This window comes from Curvibacter sp. T50 (assembly GCF_057219955.1).
The window spans coordinates 1,824,420-1,841,165 of sequence record NZ_JBXVVU010000001.1 but is presented as its reverse complement, the minus strand read 5'-3'; the positions used below and the strand labels follow the sequence as shown (position 1 = coordinate 1,841,165).

The window sequence follows — 16,746 nt, the reverse complement described above, 5'->3', positions numbered from 1 at the left end:
AGCGAAAAGACGTCCTTTCCTGCTATCGTATTTGAACAGCACCTGGGGTGGGCGAGGTCTTCGCTGCGACCGGATGCCCGTAAAGGCAAATCCTGGACTTCAAGACCCATTTCGAAAAGGTGCAAGGAGGCTGTCTTGACCCATCGTCCAAAGGAGCAGTACCTGCGGCGGCTGCCGCGGCGCGCCGGCCGCCAGAGCGGTCGCGTTCGCGCCCTGGGTCTGGCGCTGGGGTTGGTTTGTAGCCTTTTATGCGCGAGCCCAGCGGGCCATGCGAACGTCCTTGACGAATCGATCACCGTCGACGATTTCGGCGATGAGCCGGCTCGGGCCTGCTACAGCATCTACCCGCATGTGTATTTGACGGAGTATTACAACGTTCTCCTGAATCAGTTCTTCTACACGCAGCCCTGCAGTAACGACGAGGAGATCATTTGGTCCGGCGCCGCCGGGCCGGGATGGCGCAGGACCTTTCGGGAGTTTGGCGTCTGGATTGGCAATGCCGGCGGGACGAGGGTGTGCCGCTTTTACGGTTCGGTCTGGCCGGGGCCGAACAGCCATTTCTTTACCGCTGACCCGACGGAGTGCGCTTTTTTGCAATCGTTACCGAAAGGACCACCGGACCAACCGCGCTGGAACCTGGAATCGGATAACGCTTTCAGCGTGGTGGCGCTGGATGCGACGGGGACGGGGTGTAGCGATTCGCGGGGAAAAGTGCTCATTCGCCGTTACTACAACAACGGTCATCTGACCGGACGCACACCCAGCCATCGGTTTGTTGCCGACACACCCGACAGCAAGGAAGAGATGCGACGCGCTGGCTGGGTGGATGAAGGGGTACGTTTTTGTGTGAGTGGCGTTTACTACGACTACGCCAAGCCGCGCTGAGCGGGATGGCAGCAGCCTGCGCGGCGCACGCGGCAGACCATCACCCCCGGAGAACGGTTGCGTTGCCCGCAGGCCTATTGCCGCCACTGGCTGTCCAGCCAGCGCAGGCGGCGTTGCAGCCACCAGTCGAGGTATTCGACTTCGGCGTCGTAGCTGCCGGTGGCCACAATGTTTTTCCACAGCGGCGCGGACAGGATGCCCCAGCGCGCCTCGTTGTTGGCGGCGGCCGGCGCCGTCAGGCGGGCCTGTTCCCGCAGGAAGGGCGACAGGTCGGCCAGGCCGCCGGCGCGCAAGGCCGCCCAGCGGGCCTTGACCCGGCTGACGAAGGCCGGATCGGCCATCAGCCGGCTGTACCAGCAGCGTGTCAGGGCCGGTGAAAACCCGTCGGTCCGTCCCGGCCGGTCAGAGAAATAGGTGTCGTAGTTGCCCATGGCGAGGTCGAAGTCCCACACCGGGCCGATGCGCAGCTTCTGCCCCCGGTCTTTGGTGAGGAAGGTGCTGAAGCGGAAGGAGTCGATGTTGTGCACGATCTCGGCGTGGATGATCCAGTCGACAAAACTGTCCACGTCGATCCAGGCGGCATAGCCGTTCACCGGGTCGGCGAAATTGCCGGCGTGCAGCGCGCGCTCGGTCTGGTTCCAGTAGTTGTCGATCCAGGCCAGCTGGGTCGCCGTCGGGGGGTCGGGTGTCTGGACGGTCAGCCGCATCCGCGGTGACTGGCTGGTGCAGACACGGCTGTCGAAGCCGGGATCGGTGGCGTCGGTGCGGTCCACTTCCAGCAGGTATCCGCCGCTGATGCGCGGCTCGGTGTTGTCGTCCGCCGAGGCGCCCAGTTCGGCCACCGCAACACGCTCGCTGCCCTGGCGGATATGTTCGACCAGCGAATAGGCGCCGAGGTAGTCGCCGTTGAGGGTGACTTCCACCGTGCGCGATCGGGTGGTGTAGGGCAGCCCGATGCGCCGGGCGATTTCAAACGCCAGGTCATTGCGCAGCAGCGTCTTGTCCGAATGGTTGGCCAGCAGCACCCAGTGCCGATTGGCGGGCATGCCCAACAGGGCGGTGGCGGTGGCCAGGCGCAGGCGGTAGGGCTTTTTCGGGTGTTGCTCCCAGCTGCTGTGGCCCCGGCCGCGAATCTGCACTGCGCCCGCCGCCAGGCGCACCCCGCTGTCGCGCCCGGCCGAATCGGCAAACAGGCTGAAGGTGGCGCTGCGGTAGTCCTCGCGGTTGTCGACCGCGACGCCGCCGGCGGTGTCGATCACCAGCACCGGCAGACTCTGGGTGCCCGGGCGGTAACTGCTCCGGGTCTGGGGCGTGGCGGAGCCGGCGGTGGTGCGCAGTTGCGCCTCGGCCGATCGCGAGCTGCCAGCCGCCGGCAGCTCTGCCGTCACCCAGACGGTGGTGGTCCTGCCCGGGCCCAGCTCCGGGATGGTGTGCACCGTCGGCAAGTCGGCGGCCAGGGTGCGCGACGCCGTGCCGCCGCCCGTCTGCCCGGCCGGGCGGTGCCAGACGGTGTACCGAACGGCCGTCGCCAGGGGCGACCAGCGCACGGTGATCGCATCGCTGCTGGCCTGGAGGCTGATCGGCCAGCCGTCCGGCACGGCGGGTGGCGGGGCCACGGCGGGCTCGGTGCTTCCGCCGCCTCCTCCGCAGGCCACCAGAAATGCGGTCAGCATGGCCGCCAGCAAGGCCGCAAGGGCTCGCCGCAGGCCCTGTCCGGCAAACCGGCCGAACCGGTGCCCGGCGATGGCGCCGGGGAAAGGGAAAGACACAGTCCAGGTGGGCATCAGGCGGGACCGGCCGGAAGATGCACGGGATGTGCGCGGCCAATCGCCTGCCAGTCTGCCCGGCAATGCGCCGCCCGGCAAGACCCGGGCGAAAAAAACTGCGGGATCACCGGTGTCGCCCGGCGCGCCTACCACTGACCGGTTTCGGCCCGTATCGCCACTTCGCAGTCGTCAAAGATCTCCAGCTTGGCGATCCGCACCCGCACGCCGACCACGCCGGGCAGCTGCATCAGGCGCCAGGCGAGTTTGCCGATCAGGCTTTCGAGCAGGTTGACGTGTTCGGCGGTGCATTCGTCGATGATGATCTGGCGCACCTTGCGGTAGTCCAGCACATGGGTGATGTCGTCATCACGCGGCAGCAGCGGCTGCGGGCCCAGGTTGAGCTCGGCATCGACCCGGATCGGCTGGGGCGCGGACTTTTCATGGTCCAGGATGCCCAGACTGGCATCGAAACGCAGCCCGTTCAGGGTCAGGATCTGGGTTCCGGGCGTCTTGCCCATCAGCGTCTTGGCGTCCATGGCGGTTCACATCAGCGAAAAATCGCGGTCGAATTTCATCAGGTGCTGGCCGCCATCGACCAGCAGCGTGGTGCCGGTGAGCGCGCCGTTGTCCAGCGCAAAGCGCACCGCCGAGGCCACGTCGTCCGCCGTGGACGAGCGCCCCAGGGGGCTGAGCCGGTGCAAGGCCTGAAATTTTTCTTCGCTGAGCAGGTGGCTGGTCAGCGTCAGGCCCGGCGCCACGCCCACCACCCGCACATGCGGCGCCATCGCCTGCGCCAGCAGGGTGTTGGCGGCTTCCAGGGCGGCTTTGGACAGGGTGTAGCTCAGAAAGTCGGGGTTGGGGTTCCACAGCTTCTGATCGAGCAGGTTGACCACACAGCCGCGCGCATCGCGCGCGACCAGGTGCGCATGCAGCGCCTGTGCCAGCACGATGGGCGCGGCGGTGTTGCTGCGCAGGTGGCGCTCCAGCGCGGCGTAGCCGAAGCTGGTGGCGTCGTCATGCTCGAACAGCGCGGCGCTGTTGACCACGGCGTCCACCGCGCCAAAGTGGGCGATCACACGGGGCAGCAGGGCGCGGGTCGCGGCTTCGTCGTCCAGATCGGCGTCAAAACAGGCACTACCCACCGTAAAAAGGTCACATTCAGCTACTGTCTTGATAGCGTCCTCGGCGGACTGCCGGTAATGAATGGCCACCCGCCAGCCAGCCGCTGCCAGTGCCAGCGCAATGGCGCGGCCCAGGCGGCGTGCGGCGCCGGTGACCAGGACCGATCGCGGGCGGGACGGGGCTGCGGGCGGGGCGGCAGGGGCTGACATTCAGGGACAATCCGGGGGTGATGACCGATACCCCCAGTGTAACGACCGTGTTGCAGACCCGGCTGGCCCAGGCCATTGCCGCCGCCGGCGGCTGGATCGGGTTTGACCGCTTCATGGCCATGGCCTTGTACGAGCCGGGCCTGGGCTACTACGCCCATGGCAGCGCCAAGTTCGGCGCCCTGCCCGGCACCGGAAGCGATTTTGTGACGGCGCCCGAGCTGTCGCCCCTGTTCGGCCGGGCGCTGGCGGCGCAGGTGGCCGAGGCCCTGGACCACACCGGCACCGACACCGTCTGGGAATTCGGCGCCGGCAGCGGCGCGCTGGCCGCGCAGGTGCTGGATGCGCTGGGCCCGCGCGTGCGGCGCTACACCATCGTGGACCTGTCGGGGGCGCTGCGGCACCGCCAGCAGGCCCGGCTGGCGGCCTGGGGCGATACGGTGGTCTGGGCGGACCGTCTTCCCGACGTGATGACGGGTGTGGTGGTGGGCAACGAGGTGCTCGACGCCATGCCGGTGCAGCTGCTGGCGCGGGTGTCCGGCCAGTGGCGGGAGCGCGGGGTGGCGATGGATGCCGCCGGCCGGCTTGTCTGGCAGGACCGGCCGACCGACCTGCAGCCCCCGGTGGCCATTGCCGGCGACCAGGACTACCTGACCGAAATCCACCCCCAGGGCCAGGCGTTCGTGCGCACCCTGGCGGCGGCGCTGGCCGCGGGGGGGCGCGGCGCGGCGTTTTTCATCGACTACGGATTCCCGGAACAGGAATACTGGCACCCGCAGCGCAACGAAGGCACGCTGATGTGCCACCGGGCCCACCAGGCCGATGCGGACGCCCTGGCCGACCCGGGCGAGAAGGACATCACGGCGCATGTGGACTTCACCGGCGTGGCGCTGGCCGCGCAGGACAGCGGGCTGTCGGTGCTGGGCTACACCAGCCAGGCCCGTTTCCTGCTCAATTGTGGTCTGGGTCCTTTGCTGGACGCGGCCGACCTGCCCACCCGGGCGCAGGCGCACACGCTGGTGGCCGAACATGAGATGGGCGAGCTGTTCAAGGTGATCGGCCTGTGCACAGGCGAGCCCTGGGATGCGCTGGGTTTCGCGGTGGGCGACCGGAGCCACCGCCTGTGAGCGCCGTGGCGTTTTCGCCGGTGCCCGCGCCCGCAAGGAGCCGCCCGTGATCCGCTGGATGATCGTCATTTTTCTGGCGCTGCTGCTCATCAGCTGGTTCACGCCGCTGCTCAACAAGCTGGGTTTTGGCAAGCTGCCGGGTGACTTTCGCTTTCGGCTGTTCGGGCGCGAGTGGTTCATCCCGCTGACCACCACCTTGCTGCTGAGTTTTGTCGCCGGGGTGATTGCCAAGTTCATCTGAACGGCCGCGCCAGCGGCCCGCGGTCTTGAATCCCGCCTGTTTGTCCTTACGTGGTACCCATTGGAGTATCTGTCATGACCGAAGCCCTGCACATCGTCTGCCCGCACTGCCACACCACCAATCGGGTGCGCGCCGAACATCTGGCCAGCGCGCCGGACTGTGGACACTGCCACCGGCCGCTGTTTGCCGGCCACCCGGTGGCGCTGGATGACGCCGCGTTCGACCGCCACATCGGCCGCAGCCAGATCCCGGTGCTGGTGGACTTCTGGGCGCCCTGGTGTGGGCCCTGCCGCATGATGGCGCCGGCCTTCGAGCAGGCCGCCGCCGAACTGGAGCCGCACGTGCGGCTGGCCAAGGTCAATACCGAAGACCACCAGAACCTGGCCGCGCGCTTCGCCATCCGCAGCATTCCGACGCTGGCGCTGTTTGTCGGCGGGCGTGAAGTGGCCCGCCAGCCGGGCGCCTTGCGCTCAGCCGCCGATATCGCCCGCTGGGTGCAGTCGGTCCTGCCCCGCTGAAGCGCGCGTCGCCCCGGGGCCTCAGTATTCGATGGGCCAGCGGTGGCCACATTTGCGGCAGCACACCCGAACCCATCGCCCCTGCGGGTTGTCCTGTTCCACCGTGAAGCGGCCATAGGTCTTGCAGTCGGGGCAGTTGGCCTGATTGGCCACGGACTCGGCGTGCATCAGCAGGTACAGATACCTTCGCAAGGCCCACAGACCGATACCGGCACTGATCAGAAACAGTGCCACATCCATCAGCTTGCCTTGCAGGTCGGCCTTGCCGAAGGCTTCTGCCGCGCCCATCATGGCCACCGTAGCCAGCAGCGTCAGCACCAGATGGGCATGGCTGGACAGCAGCTCCCGCTCGTACCACTTGCGAAAACCGACCCGCCGCACCCCTTCGGCCAGGGGACGGTTCAGGTAGTTGCGCGGATCGTCAGCCACACGCCATCATGGCAAAAGGGCCGCCATGGCGCACGCGCCGCCCGAAACCCTGCCAAAGTCATGGTCTTTCAGACGGCCCGGATTCGATGGTTGCCGCGTGCCCGGTCGACGCTGCGCGCAGCCAGGTTTCCACCGCCGCGCAGCGCGCGGCGTGGATGTGTTTGCCAACGTCGGCGCCCGTGAGGCCGGCGGCGGCGGCCTGGGCCGCGAGCGGGGCGGTGGCGACGGCCAGCGCGGCCTGCAGCGCGCCCGTCAGTCGCGGGCGCTGGGGGTAGGGCGCGTCGGCGAATCCCAGGCGCCCCCGCGCATCGCATTCGCAGGCGAGCAGCACGTCGGCAAACCGGGCCGGCTTGCGCAGTGCGTCACAGCGTTCCAGCAGGCGCATCAACGCGGCGGGGCCCAGGTCGCCGCAGCGGTGGATGTTGCCGTGCTCCCGTGCCACCACATCGGCCAGTTCGCGGCATTCCGTGGGCGCCCGCAGGCGGGTGCAGACGGCGGCCAGCAGCCGGGCGCTGCGCTGTTCGTGGCCGATATGGCGTGGCAGCACATCGGCGGGCGTGGTGCCTTTGCCCAGGTCGTGCATCAGGCAGGCGACCCGCACCGGCAGGCTGGCGCCCAGGCGCGCCGCCATGTCCACCACCAGCATGACGTGCACACCGGTGTCGATCTCGGGATGGTAATGGGGGCGCTGGGGCACGCCCCACAGGCGATCGACCTCCGGCAGCAACACGCGCAGCGCCCCGCAGTCGCGCAGCACGGCAAACATCCGCGAGGGCTGCTTTTCCATCAGGCCGCGCGCCAGTTCCTGCCACACCCGCTCCGGCACCAGGTGGTCCACTTCACCGTGATCGACCATGGTGCGCATCAGGGCCATGGTCTCGGGCGCCACCGAGAAGTCGGTGAAACGGGCGGCAAAACGCGCCACCCGCAGGATTCGCACCGGATCTTCGGCAAAAGCGTCGGTGACGTGCCGCAACACCCGCGCCTGCAGGTCGCGTTGGCCGCCGAACGGGTCGATCAGCGCGGATTTGGTGCCATTTTGGTCAATACCCATCGCGGAAAGGTCTTCTTTAGCTATCGAATTGATAGTTAAATCGCGGCGGGCCAGGTCGTCTTCCAGGCGCACGCCGGGCGCCGCGTAGACGGTGAAGCCGGTGTAGCCGCGTCCGCTTTTGCGCTCGGTACGCGCCAGGGCGTATTCCTCGCGGGTTTCGGGATGCAAGAAGACCGGAAAGTCGCGGCCCACCGGCAGGAAACCGCGGGCCAGCATCTCGTCCGGTGTGGCGCCGACCACCACCCAGTCGCGGTCGCTGACCGCAAGGCCCAGCAGTTCGTCGCGGACGGAGCCGCCCACGCGGTAGATCTTCATCGCGCCCGTATCGTGGTGGGGGTTGTGGCCTGTGCCCGATGCGCCGCTCAGGCGGCGGGCGATTTCTTCAGCGCGAATTTCAGGTCTTCATCGCGCACATGACCGGCAATCAGGTCGTCGCTGACAAAGTCGACCAGCTCGGCCAGGTCCGCCTGACCGCTGCGCACGCGCTCATGCAGCGAACGCGCGGCCGCCAGCAGCCATTCGTGGTGAAAGCGGTGTTCGTCCGACAGCGGAAAACGGGTCCGCGCCAGGATGGCCTCTTCCTCGGCGAAATGCCGCGCAATATGCTCGACCAGGTCGGCAAGCTGCCTGAGGATCTCGCGCGGATGGCCGCCCGCCAGCGCCTGTTCGACCAAAGCAGCGCTGGCTTCCACCAGGTGGCGGTGCTGGGCGTCAACGACCGGATGGCCGCAGACCAGATCGTCGGACCACTGCGGCAGGGTGATGGGGCGGTCCGGCAACCAGCGGCTGGGCAGTCCGGATTCGCCGGCCTGGGTACTGTGGCCGAAGTCCGGCCGCTGCCGTGCCCGCCATTGCACGGCAGCAAAACCCAGCAACACAATGCCCACGGCAAGGCCAAGAGTGAGGTGAATCGCAGAGAAGTCCATGGTGTGAGGCGCCGGACCCCGGCAATTGCGGCCGCAACAACGACCGCGCAGAGGGGAGCACGTGCCGCACTGTAGCGCCAAGCCCGCGGTTCGCCAATCCACAGCCGGCACGCGGCGACAGGCGGTCAGTCTGTGCGGGACAGGCGGTAGGGTTCGTCGAAGGCAACGAAGTCCTGCTCGGCCAGCGCGTCGGTCATCCATGCGGCCACACCGGGCAATGCGACCAGACGGTTGATGTAGGCCCCCACGTCGGCCGGTACCGGCAGCGCATAGGTGCGGATGCGCATGGCCACCGGGGCGTAGTAGGCGTCGGCGATGCTGAACGCGCCAAAAAGCATCGGCCCGCCATGCTGCGCCAGCAGCTCGGACCACATGGCCACGATGCGGGCCAGGTCGGCGCGCACGGCCGGCTGGTCGCGCAGGGCCAGCGCCCCGATATGGGGCAGTTTCGCTTCGATGTTCATCCCGCAGGCACTGCGCAGCGCGGAAAAGCCGCTGTGCATTTCCGCGCAGATGCTGCGGGCGCGCGCCCGGGCGGCACGGTCGGCGGGCCACAGGGCGCGGTCGGGGAACTGCTCCGCCAGGTACTCGGCGATCGCCAGGGTGTCCCAGATCACCAGGCCGTCGTCGACCAGCACCGGCACCTTGCCGACCGGCGTGACCGCGGCCATGGTCTGCCGGAACGCCGATTGCGCGGCCATGTCGTCAAAGCGGACCATCACCTCCTGGAACGGAATGCCCGCCTGGCGCAGCAGCACCCAGGGACGCATGGACCAGGACGAATAATTCTTGTTGCCGATGTACAGCGTGAGCATGAAGACCTCCGGTTGGACAGGGGGTCATGCTAGCGCCGCCAGGGGGTCGGAATTGATGAATTCGACGCCGGCCATTGATGCTGGCCGCACGCTGAATGCGCCGGGACCGGAGGGCTGCTGCCGAAGAAGGAGCGGCCGCTGCTGTCGGGCTTCAGCGGCCAGCGCCTCTGCGCAGGCCATCCAGGCCGGAACGCGGACCGCGCTGCCCCAGGTAGCCGGGTGCCACTGCCGCGACGCTGGCAGGTGTGATCCCCAGGGCGGCAAGGCCGGGAAACTGGCCGCTGGCGATGTTGTCCACCGCCATGGACGCCAGGTTGTCGCGGCTCATCAAAGGCTCGCCGGGGGCGAGCTCCATCAGGCGGGCCTGCCAGCGGGCCAGGGTGTCCGGCAGCGGCAGGATGTGCGCCGCCGGCTTGCCGCTGGCGGTCGCGGCCAGGGTCACCAGTTCGCGCAGTGTCATCACGTCGGGCCCCGCCGCCTCGATGACCGGCGCCGGGGGGGTGGGGGCAGACAGGCAACGCACGATGGCCTCGGCCACATCCTCGACCCAGACCGGTTGGAAGCGGCAGCCCGCGCCGGCCAGCGGCAGCACCGGCAGCCAGGCCTGCAGGCGGGCAAACAGGTTGAGCAGGCGGTCCTGCGCGCCGAAAATGACGCTCGGCCGGACGATGCACCCGTCTGTGGCGCTCCCGGCGAGGGCTTCGCGCAGCACCTGTTCGCCACGCCCTTTGCTGCGCTGGTACATCGACGGACCCGCAGTGTCGGCACCGAGTGCGCTGACATGCACCAGGCGGCGCACGGCGGACGCGTGACAGGCCCGGGCCAGCTGGCCGGGCAGGGTGACGTGGACGGCGGCAAACCGGGCTTGGTCTCCGTGCAGTACCGCGACCAGATTCACGACCAGCCGATGGCCGGCGACCAGATCGCCCAAAACGGGTGCGTCGTGGATGTCGGCCTGCACCAGGTTCAGGCGCGGCAGACACCGCAACGGCGAAGTCTGTGTTCCGGCGCGTGTTGCGACCGTGACCGGGTAGCCGGCACGGACCAGTTTTTCACACAGGTGGCGGCCGACGAATCCGGTTCCGCCCAAGACAAGCACAGGTTCCATGGCGTCACTCTACCGTGTCGATGGCCCCCAGGCCGTTTGCTGCGGAAAACCCTGCCTGGCCCAGGGGTGGCGGTTCGCGGCGAACCCGCCGACGCGGCCCATAATGCGGCCGATGGAGACCAAATGGCTTGAAGACTTCGTCAGTCTTGCCGAAACCCGCAGCTTCAGCCGCTCGGCGCAGTTGCGGCATGTGACACAACCGGCGTTTTCCCGGCGCATCCAGGCCCTGGAGGCCTGGGCGGGGACCGACCTGGTGGACCGCAGCTCCTACCCCACCCGCCTCACCCCCGCCGGGCAGACGCTCTACACCCAGTCGCTGGAAATCCTGCAGGCGCTGCAGGGCACCCGCGCCATGTTGCGCGGGCATTCGGCGGCGGGGCAGGACGTGATCGAATTCGCCGTGCCCCACACCCTCGCGTTCACCTTTTTCCCCGCCTGGGTGTCGGGACTGCGGCAGAGTTTCGGCTCGTTCAAGAGCCGCCTGATCGCACTGAATGTGCATGATGCGGTGCTGCGCATGGTCGAAGGCAGCTGCGACCTGCTGATTGCCTATCACCACCCGTCGCAGCCGCTGCAGCTGGATACCGAGCGCTACGACATGATGGTGCTGGGGCAGGAGTTGCTCGCGCCGTGGGTGCGGCCCGGCGCGGACGGGCAGCCGCTGCACCGGCTGCCCGGAACCCTGGGGCGCCCGCTGCCCTACCTGGGCTATGCCCCCGGAGCCTATCTGGGCCGCGTGGTCGAGCTGATCCTGAAAGAAGCTGCCGTGCCGGTGCATCTGGACCGCGTCTATGAAACCGACATGGCCGAGGGCCTGAAGGCCATGGCACTGGAGGGCCATGGCGTGGCGTTCCTGCCGGCCAGCGCGGTGCGCAAGGATGTGCGCGCGAAAAGGCTGGTCAGTGCCACAGGGCCGGGCGGACCGCCGCTGGAGATGGTGATGGAAGTGCGGGCCTACCGCGAGAAGCCCACCGGACGCGAGCCGAACAAGCACCAGGCCCAGGCTTTGTGGGAGTGGCTTCACAGCCAGCCGCCAGGGCGGGCGCTGCTGTCATAAAAAAAATGCATGGACCTCCCCGCATTCGGCATTGGCGAAATTGGGGAGATGCCTCTACAGTCCGCCACCGCGACGGGCACGAAGTCTGCTTGGCCCGAAAAGGGTCGGTTTCGCGGCAGGTCGCCGCTAGGGTTTTCCGGGTTTCACGAAACTGACAAGTCCCTAGAATGCCTGTTTCCGTTGTTTTCAACTTTTTTGTTTTCAAGGAACCTTCATGAAGAAGCATCTGATTGCATTTGCCGTGGCTACCGTTGCTGCCGGCAGCGCGATGGCGCAAGCCAACGATACGCTGGCCAAGGTCAAGGCCTCCGGCTCCATCAGCATGGGTGTGCGTGAATCGTCCGGCGCGTTGTCCTACACGCTCGGCGACGGCAAGTTCGCCGGCTTCCATGTCGAAGTCTGCCAGCGCATCGTTGCCGAAGTCGAAAAAGCGGTCGGCCGCAAGCTGGAAGTGAAATACACCCCGGTCACCTCGCAGAACCGCATTCCCCTGGTGCAGAACGGCACGGTGGATATCGAGTGCGGCTCGACCACCAACAACGCCACCCGCCAGAAGGACGTAGCCTTCCTGAACACCACCTACGTCGAAGAAGTGCGTATCGCGGTGAAGACCAGTTCCGGCATCACGTCCATTGCCCAGCTCAATGGCAAGAACGTTGCCACCACCACCGGCACCACCTCGGTGCAGCACCTGCGCAAACACGAGCGCGGCGCGGGCGTGGACTTCAAGGAAGTGTTCGGCAAAGACCATGCCGACAGCTTCCTGCTGCTGGAGTCCGGCCGTGCGGACGCCTTTGTGATGGACGGCTCCATCCTGGCCGGCAACATCGCCAACGCCAAGAACCCCGCCGATTTCCGCATCGTCGGTGAAGTGCTGAGCGTCGAGCCGATCGCGATCATGATCCGCAAGGATGACGCGGCCTTCAAGAAAGTGGGCAATGACGCCATCGCCGCCCTGGTGAAGTCCGGCGACATGGCCAAGATGTGGGACAAGTGGTTCATGCAGCCCATCCCGCCGAAGAACATCAAGGTGGGCCTGGCCCTGTCGGAAAGCACCAAGGCCGCCTGGGCCAGCCCGAACGACAAGCCGATGGAAGACTACGCCAAGAAGTAAGCAGCCGTTCGGCGAGACCCCTTCGGCCCGCGCCGGAGGGGTTTTTTGTATCCCGTTTTTCCGACCGAAATCCCACAGGAGACAAGAATGGCCTGGGACTGGAAGGTTTTCTGCAAGGAAACCACCACCGGTGACATCATCGCCGGTTGTTTTGGCAAGGGGGGGGACCAGACATACCTGAACTGGATCCTCTCCGCCTGGGGCTGGACACTCACCGTGTCGCTCAGCGCACTGGTGGTGGCACTGGTCGCCGGGCTGGTGATGGGCACCTTGCGGACCCTTCCCGATAACCCCTGGCTGGTGCGTCTGGCCAATGCGTGGGTGGAGCTGTTTCGCAATATCCCGCTGCTGGTGCAGATCTTTCTCTGGTACTTCGTGGTGCCGGCGATTTTTCCGGCCATGAAGGACGTGCCTTCGGAGATCCTGGTCATCCTGGCACTGGGGTTTTTCACCTCGGCACGGGTGGCCGAGCAGGTGCGCTCGGGTATTCAGGCGCTGCCACGTGGCCAGCGCTACGCCGGCATGGCGCTGGGATTTTCCACGGCGCAGACCTACCGCTACGTGCTGCTGCCGATGGCGCTGCGCATCGTGATTCCGCCGATGACCAGCGAGTCGATGAACATCATCAAGAATTCGTCGGTGGCGTTTGCGGTATCGGTGGCGGAACTCACGTTCTTCGCCCGCCAGTCCGGGGAGGAAACCTCGCAGCCGGTGGAGATGTACCTGGCGGTGACCCTGCTGTATGCGGTGTCCGCCTTTGCCGTCAACCGCATCATGGGCTTCATCGAGAAGAAGTCGCGGGTGCCCGGATTTGTCGCCGCGGGCGGCATGAGCGGGGGGCATTGACATGATGGCCCCCACGTTCGTCACTTTGTGTACTTCACTGCCCCCCGAGGGGGCGCAAGCCACCCTAGGGGCGGCCCGTCGGGAGGCTTGACATGGGTTCCCTGGACTTTTCCTTCTTCGACTGGTCGCTGATCGGTCCTTTCGTCACCAAGGGGCTGATCTTCAGCCTCTGGCTGACGGTGGTGGCCACCATCGGCGGCATCGCGCTGGGCACGGTGCTGGCGCTGATGCGTCTGTCGGGCAACAAGTTTCTCGAAATCCCTGCAGCTGCCTACGTCAACACCATGCGCTCCATCCCGCTGGTCATGGTGCTGCTGTGGTTCTTCCTGTTGATTCCGTTTGCCATCGGCCGCCCGCTGGGAGCCGAAACCTCGGCGGTGATCACCTTCATCGCGTTCGAGGCGGCGTATTTCTCCGAAATCGTGCGCGCGGGCATCCAGTCGATTCCGCGTGGGCAGGTGAACGCCGGCTATGCGCTGGGGATGACCTACGGCCAGAACATGAAGCTGGTCATCCTGCCACAGGCGTTCCGCAACATGCTGCCGGTGTTCCTGACCCAGACCATCATCCTGTTCCAGGACACCTCGCTGGTGTATGCCATCGGCGCCTACGACCTGCTCAAGGGCTTCGAGACCGCCGGCAAGAACCTGGGCCGCCCGGTGGAGGCCTACCTGCTGGCAGCGGTGGTGTATTTTGTGATGTGCATGGGGCTGTCGTATGCCGTGCGGCGTATTCAGCTCAAGATTCAGATCATCCGTTGAGGAGACCGGACATGTCGATGATTCAAATTAAGAATGTTTCCAAGTGGTACGGCCCGGTGCAGGTGCTCAATGACTGCTCGGTCCACATCAACAAGGGGGATGTGGTGGTGGTTTGCGGGCCGTCGGGTTCGGGCAAGTCCACGCTGATCAAGACGGTCAACGCGCTCGAACCCTTCCAGAAGGGCGAGATTTTTGTCGATGGCATCGGTCTGCACGACCCGAAGACCGATCTGCCCAAGCTGCGCAGCCGCGTGGGCATGGTGTTCCAGCACTTCGAGCTGTTCCCGCACCTGTCGGTCACCGAAAACCTGACCATCGCCCAGATCAAGGTGCTGGGCCGCAGCCCCGACGAAGCCAAGACCCGCGGCCTGAAGATGCTCGACCGCGTGGGCCTGATGGCGCACAAGGACAAGTTCCCCGGCCAGCTCTCCGGCGGCCAGCAGCAGCGGGTGGCCATCGCCCGGGCGCTGTCCATGGACCCGATCGTCATGTTGTTCGACGAGCCGACCTCCGCACTCGACCCCGAAATGGTGGGCGAGGTGCTGGACGTGATGGTGAAACTGGCCAAGGAAGGCATGACCATGATGGTGGTCACGCACGAAATGGGTTTCGCGCGCAAGGTCGCCAACCGCGTGATCTTCATCGACGTGGGCGGCCGGATTCTGGAAGACTGCCCCAAGGATGAGTTCTTCAGCAATCCCGACGCACGCCAGCCGCGGACCAAGGACTTCCTCAACAAGATCCTGTCGCATTAGACGCGAAGGCGCTACTGCGCGGGCGCCGGGCGGCGTTGCGGGTCCCGTTCAGGCCGTCCTCACGTACCTGAAGTACGTTGCGGCGGCTTGACACCCGCGCCTTGCCCTACACCCGCTCGCGACGCGCTGGGACGGTGGCGGGTCGATCGTCTGGGACAATCGGTCCCATGACCTCCGAGATCACCCTTACCCGCCCCGACGACTGGCACCTGCACGTGCGCGATGGCGCCGCGCTGCACACCGTGGTGCCGCACACCGCCGCGCAGTTCGGCCGCGCGATCATCATGCCCAACCTCAGGCCGCCGGTGACCACCGCGGCCCAGGCCGTGGCCTACCGCGAGCGCATCCGCGCCGCCGTGCCCGTCGGCCTGGCGTTTGAGCCGTTGATGACGCTCTACCTCACCGACAACCTGCCGCCCGACGAAATCCGCCGCGCGAAAGAGGCGGGTGTGGTTGCCGTCAAGCTCTACCCGGCCGGCGCCACCACCAACAGCGACGCCGGCGTGACGGACATCCGCAAGACCTGCCCCACGCTGGAAGCCATGCAGCGCGAAGGTCTGCTGCTGCTGGTGCACGGCGAGGTCACCAGCCCCGACATCGACCTGTTCGACCGCGAGGCGGTGTTCATCGAGCAGCAGCTGATGCCGCTTCGGCGCGACTTTCCCGGCCTGAAGATCGTGATGGAGCACATCACCACAAAAGAAGCGGCGCAATACGTCGCGGGTGAAGACGCGCTGCTGGGCGCCACGATCACCGTGCACCACCTGCTGTACAACCGCAACGCCATCTTCACCGGCGGCATCCGGCCGCATTACTACTGCCTGCCGGTGCTCAAGCGCGAAACCCACCGCCTGGCGCTGGTCCAGGCCGCCACCAGTGGCAACCCCAAGTTTTTCCTGGGCACCGACAGCGCGCCGCACCCGGCCCACCTGAAAGAACACGCCAGCGGCTGCGCCGGCTGCTACACCGCGCACGCGGCCATCGAGATGTACGCCGAGGCCTTCGAGGCCGCCGGCGCGCTCGACCGGCTCGAAGGCTTCGCGAGCTTCTTCGGCGCCGATTTCTACGGCCTGCCGCGCAACACCGGTACGATCACGCTGCGCAAGGAAAGCTGGACGCCGCCGGAGTCGTTCGCCTTCGGCGAGGCGGAGCTCAAGCCCCTGCGCGCGGGCGAAGCGCTGCCATGGCGGCTGGCCTGAACGGCATCGACTGGCAACGCCCCTGGCTCGCGCCCTGGCGGGACGCCGGGCGCCTGGTCCAGGCAGGGGTGGACGCCGGTGACGGCGTCCCCGATGCCGCCAACCGGTGCGGGCGCGCGGCGGTGCCGTTTGTCTCCCAGGATGCGCTGCCGCCCGGCATGGCTTACGAGCAATTCATCTTCGAGCGCGGCCAGGTACCGACGCGCGAGAACCTGCACGATTTTTTCAACGCACTGTGCTGGATGGTGTTCCCGCAGGCCAAGCGGCGGCTGAACCAGATCCAGGCAGCGGAAATCGCCGCGCGCGGCGTCGCCGTGCGCGGGCCGGTGCGCGACGCCATCACCGTGCTCGACGAAAACGGCGCGCTGGTGCACGCGCCCGACGCGCTGTGGGAAGCGCTGGCGACACGGCAGTGGCAGCGGCTGTTCGGTGAACTGCGTCCGCTGTGGGCGCAGGCGCAACTGGTGGTGTTCGGCCACGCGGCGCTGGAAAAACTCGTGACGCCCTACAAGTCGATCACCGTGCATGTCTGGCGGGTCAGCCAGCCCTGGGGCTCGGTGGCGGCGCTGGACACCTGGCTGGCCCAGGATCTCACAGCTGCCAGGCTGGCGGCCAAGCCTTTCGTGCCGCTGCCGGTGCTGGGTGTGCCCGGCTGGTGGGCCGCCAACGAAGCGCCGGAGTTTTACGCCGACCCCACGGTGTTCCGGCCGGCGCGTGTGCGCCCGGCGCCGCCGGAAAGCCCGTATCTGCAGCCGGATTTGGACCGGGTGGCTTGATTTCACCCGATCCGGCCCTAATATTCGCGCCATCGGCTCCA

At 66.9% G+C, this 16,746-nt stretch carries 19 protein-coding genes; 11 read left to right on the top strand and 8 right to left on the bottom strand.

What is annotated here, in order from left to right; genetic code table 11:
• Positions 1-135 precede the first annotated feature (135 nt).
• A complete protein-coding gene (locus AC2EBU_RS08775; RefSeq protein WP_484609971.1) occupies positions 136-885 on the top strand; it encodes a hypothetical protein in 750 nt (249 codons plus the stop codon).
• 74 nt (positions 886-959) lie between these two features.
• Here AC2EBU_RS08775 and AC2EBU_RS08770 read toward each other — a convergent pair whose 3' ends face one another.
• From AC2EBU_RS08770 to AC2EBU_RS08760, 3 genes are all read right to left on the bottom strand, one after another.
• Complete coding sequence (locus AC2EBU_RS08770; protein ID WP_484609970.1) at positions 960-2,669, bottom strand: CotH kinase family protein; 1,710 nt, start codon at positions 2,667-2,669, stop codon at positions 960-962.
• A gap of 128 nt (positions 2,670-2,797) precedes the next feature.
• Entirely contained in the window at positions 2,798-3,169 is a 372-nt protein-coding gene (locus AC2EBU_RS08765; protein ID WP_484610152.1) for a dihydroneopterin aldolase, read from the bottom strand.
• Between the two features lie 24 nt (positions 3,170-3,193).
• A complete protein-coding gene (locus tag AC2EBU_RS08760) occupies positions 3,194-3,982 on the bottom strand; it encodes an SDR family oxidoreductase (RefSeq protein ID WP_484609969.1) in 789 nt (262 codons plus the stop codon).
• A gap of 20 nt (positions 3,983-4,002) precedes the next feature.
• Here AC2EBU_RS08760 and AC2EBU_RS08755 point away from each other — a divergent pair, with 20 nt between their 5' ends.
• The 3 genes from AC2EBU_RS08755 (at position 4,003) to trxC (ending at position 5,865) form a co-directional block, all read left to right on the top strand.
• On the top strand, positions 4,003-5,106 hold the full coding sequence (locus tag AC2EBU_RS08755; protein ID WP_484609968.1) for a class I SAM-dependent methyltransferase: 1,104 nt from the start codon (positions 4,003-4,005) through the stop codon (positions 5,104-5,106).
• A gap of 46 nt (positions 5,107-5,152) precedes the next feature.
• On the top strand, positions 5,153-5,347 hold the full coding sequence (locus AC2EBU_RS08750) for a DUF2905 domain-containing protein (RefSeq protein ID WP_484609967.1): 195 nt from the start codon (positions 5,153-5,155) through the stop codon (positions 5,345-5,347).
• A gap of 74 nt (positions 5,348-5,421) precedes the next feature.
• On the top strand, positions 5,422-5,865 hold the full coding sequence (gene trxC / locus AC2EBU_RS08745; protein ID WP_484609966.1) for a thioredoxin TrxC: 444 nt from the start codon (positions 5,422-5,424) through the stop codon (positions 5,863-5,865).
• A gap of 21 nt (positions 5,866-5,886) precedes the next feature.
• Here trxC and AC2EBU_RS08740 read toward each other — a convergent pair whose 3' ends face one another.
• The 5 genes from AC2EBU_RS08740 to AC2EBU_RS08720 form a co-directional block, all read right to left on the bottom strand.
• Positions 5,887-6,294 carry a zinc ribbon domain-containing protein gene (locus AC2EBU_RS08740; protein WP_484609965.1) on the bottom strand — a complete coding sequence of 136 codons (408 nt, stop codon included), beginning with the start codon at positions 6,292-6,294 and terminating at the stop codon, positions 5,887-5,889.
• A 58-nt stretch (positions 6,295-6,352) separates the two neighbouring features.
• Entirely contained in the window at positions 6,353-7,663 is a 1,311-nt protein-coding gene (locus AC2EBU_RS08735; protein ID WP_484609964.1) for a multifunctional CCA addition/repair protein, read from the bottom strand.
• A 47-nt stretch (positions 7,664-7,710) separates the two neighbouring features.
• Positions 7,711-8,274 carry a bacteriohemerythrin gene (locus tag AC2EBU_RS08730; protein WP_484609963.1) on the bottom strand — a complete coding sequence of 188 codons (564 nt, stop codon included), beginning with the start codon at positions 8,272-8,274 and terminating at the stop codon, positions 7,711-7,713.
• A gap of 125 nt (positions 8,275-8,399) precedes the next feature.
• Complete coding sequence (locus AC2EBU_RS08725) at positions 8,400-9,089, bottom strand: glutathione S-transferase family protein (protein ID WP_484609962.1); 690 nt, start codon at positions 9,087-9,089, stop codon at positions 8,400-8,402.
• A gap of 151 nt (positions 9,090-9,240) precedes the next feature.
• Positions 9,241-10,197: a complex I NDUFA9 subunit family protein gene (locus AC2EBU_RS08720; protein WP_484609961.1), complete on the bottom strand. Its 957-nt coding sequence runs from the start codon at positions 10,195-10,197 to the stop codon at positions 9,241-9,243.
• 112 nt (positions 10,198-10,309) lie between these two features.
• Between AC2EBU_RS08720 and AC2EBU_RS08715 the strand changes: the two genes are divergently transcribed.
• The 7 genes from AC2EBU_RS08715 to AC2EBU_RS08685 all read left to right on the top strand — a co-directional run bounded on the left by AC2EBU_RS08715 (position 10,310) and on the right by AC2EBU_RS08685 (position 16,705).
• Positions 10,310-11,254 (top strand): LysR substrate-binding domain-containing protein, encoded by a 945-nt coding sequence (locus tag AC2EBU_RS08715; RefSeq protein ID WP_484609960.1) that lies wholly within the window; start codon positions 10,310-10,312, stop codon positions 11,252-11,254.
• Between the two features lie 214 nt (positions 11,255-11,468).
• A complete protein-coding gene (locus AC2EBU_RS08710) occupies positions 11,469-12,368 on the top strand; it encodes a transporter substrate-binding domain-containing protein (protein WP_484609959.1) in 900 nt (299 codons plus the stop codon).
• Between the two features lie 87 nt (positions 12,369-12,455).
• A complete protein-coding gene (locus AC2EBU_RS08705) occupies positions 12,456-13,214 on the top strand; it encodes an amino acid ABC transporter permease (protein ID WP_484609958.1) in 759 nt (252 codons plus the stop codon).
• Positions 13,215-13,306: 92 nt separating this feature from the next.
• A complete protein-coding gene (locus tag AC2EBU_RS08700) occupies positions 13,307-13,975 on the top strand; it encodes an amino acid ABC transporter permease (protein ID WP_484609957.1) in 669 nt (222 codons plus the stop codon).
• 17 nt (positions 13,976-13,992) lie between these two features.
• On the top strand, positions 13,993-14,730 hold the full coding sequence (locus AC2EBU_RS08695) for an amino acid ABC transporter ATP-binding protein (protein WP_484610151.1): 738 nt from the start codon (positions 13,993-13,995) through the stop codon (positions 14,728-14,730).
• Between the two features lie 167 nt (positions 14,731-14,897).
• The gene (gene pyrC / locus AC2EBU_RS08690; RefSeq protein WP_484609956.1) at positions 14,898-15,929 is read left to right on the top strand and encodes a dihydroorotase; all 1,032 of its coding nucleotides are present in this window, start codon (positions 14,898-14,900) and stop codon (positions 15,927-15,929) included.
• The gene (locus AC2EBU_RS08685) at positions 15,914-16,705 is read left to right on the top strand and encodes a DUF3025 domain-containing protein (protein WP_484609955.1); all 792 of its coding nucleotides are present in this window, start codon (positions 15,914-15,916) and stop codon (positions 16,703-16,705) included. The genes pyrC and AC2EBU_RS08685 overlap by 16 nt, the downstream gene beginning before the upstream one ends.
• The last annotated feature ends 41 nt before the right edge of the window (positions 16,706-16,746 follow it).

Excerpts from the sequence above, each read along its gene's own strand:
- AC2EBU_RS08770 (WP_484609970.1), bottom strand. The coding sequence starts at position 2,669 with ATGCCCACCTGGACTGTGTCTTTCCCTTTCCCCGGCGCCATCGCCGGG.
- AC2EBU_RS08765 (WP_484610152.1), bottom strand. The coding sequence starts at position 3,169 with ATGGGCAAGACGCCCGGAACCCAGATCCTGACCCTGAACGGGCTGCGT.
- AC2EBU_RS08760 (WP_484609969.1), bottom strand. The coding sequence starts at position 3,982 with ATGTCAGCCCCTGCCGCCCCGCCCGCAGCCCCGTCCCGCCCGCGATCG.
- AC2EBU_RS08755 (WP_484609968.1), top strand. The coding sequence starts at position 4,003 with ATGACCGATACCCCCAGTGTAACGACCGTGTTGCAGACCCGGCTGGCC.
- trxC (WP_484609966.1), top strand. The coding sequence starts at position 5,422 with ATGACCGAAGCCCTGCACATCGTCTGCCCGCACTGCCACACCACCAAT.
- AC2EBU_RS08735 (WP_484609964.1), bottom strand. The coding sequence starts at position 7,663 with ATGAAGATCTACCGCGTGGGCGGCTCCGTCCGCGACGAACTGCTGGGC.
- AC2EBU_RS08730 (WP_484609963.1), bottom strand. The coding sequence starts at position 8,274 with ATGGACTTCTCTGCGATTCACCTCACTCTTGGCCTTGCCGTGGGCATT.
- AC2EBU_RS08725 (WP_484609962.1), bottom strand. The coding sequence starts at position 9,089 with ATGCTCACGCTGTACATCGGCAACAAGAATTATTCGTCCTGGTCCATG.
- AC2EBU_RS08720 (WP_484609961.1), bottom strand. The coding sequence starts at position 10,197 with ATGGAACCTGTGCTTGTCTTGGGCGGAACCGGATTCGTCGGCCGCCAC.
- AC2EBU_RS08715 (WP_484609960.1), top strand. The coding sequence starts at position 10,310 with ATGGAGACCAAATGGCTTGAAGACTTCGTCAGTCTTGCCGAAACCCGC.
- AC2EBU_RS08710 (WP_484609959.1), top strand. The coding sequence starts at position 11,469 with ATGAAGAAGCATCTGATTGCATTTGCCGTGGCTACCGTTGCTGCCGGC.
- AC2EBU_RS08705 (WP_484609958.1), top strand. The coding sequence starts at position 12,456 with ATGGCCTGGGACTGGAAGGTTTTCTGCAAGGAAACCACCACCGGTGAC.
- AC2EBU_RS08700 (WP_484609957.1), top strand. The coding sequence starts at position 13,307 with ATGGGTTCCCTGGACTTTTCCTTCTTCGACTGGTCGCTGATCGGTCCT.
- AC2EBU_RS08695 (WP_484610151.1), top strand. The coding sequence starts at position 13,993 with ATGATTCAAATTAAGAATGTTTCCAAGTGGTACGGCCCGGTGCAGGTG.
- pyrC (WP_484609956.1), top strand. The coding sequence starts at position 14,898 with ATGACCTCCGAGATCACCCTTACCCGCCCCGACGACTGGCACCTGCAC.
- AC2EBU_RS08685 (WP_484609955.1), top strand. The coding sequence starts at position 15,914 with ATGGCGGCTGGCCTGAACGGCATCGACTGGCAACGCCCCTGGCTCGCG.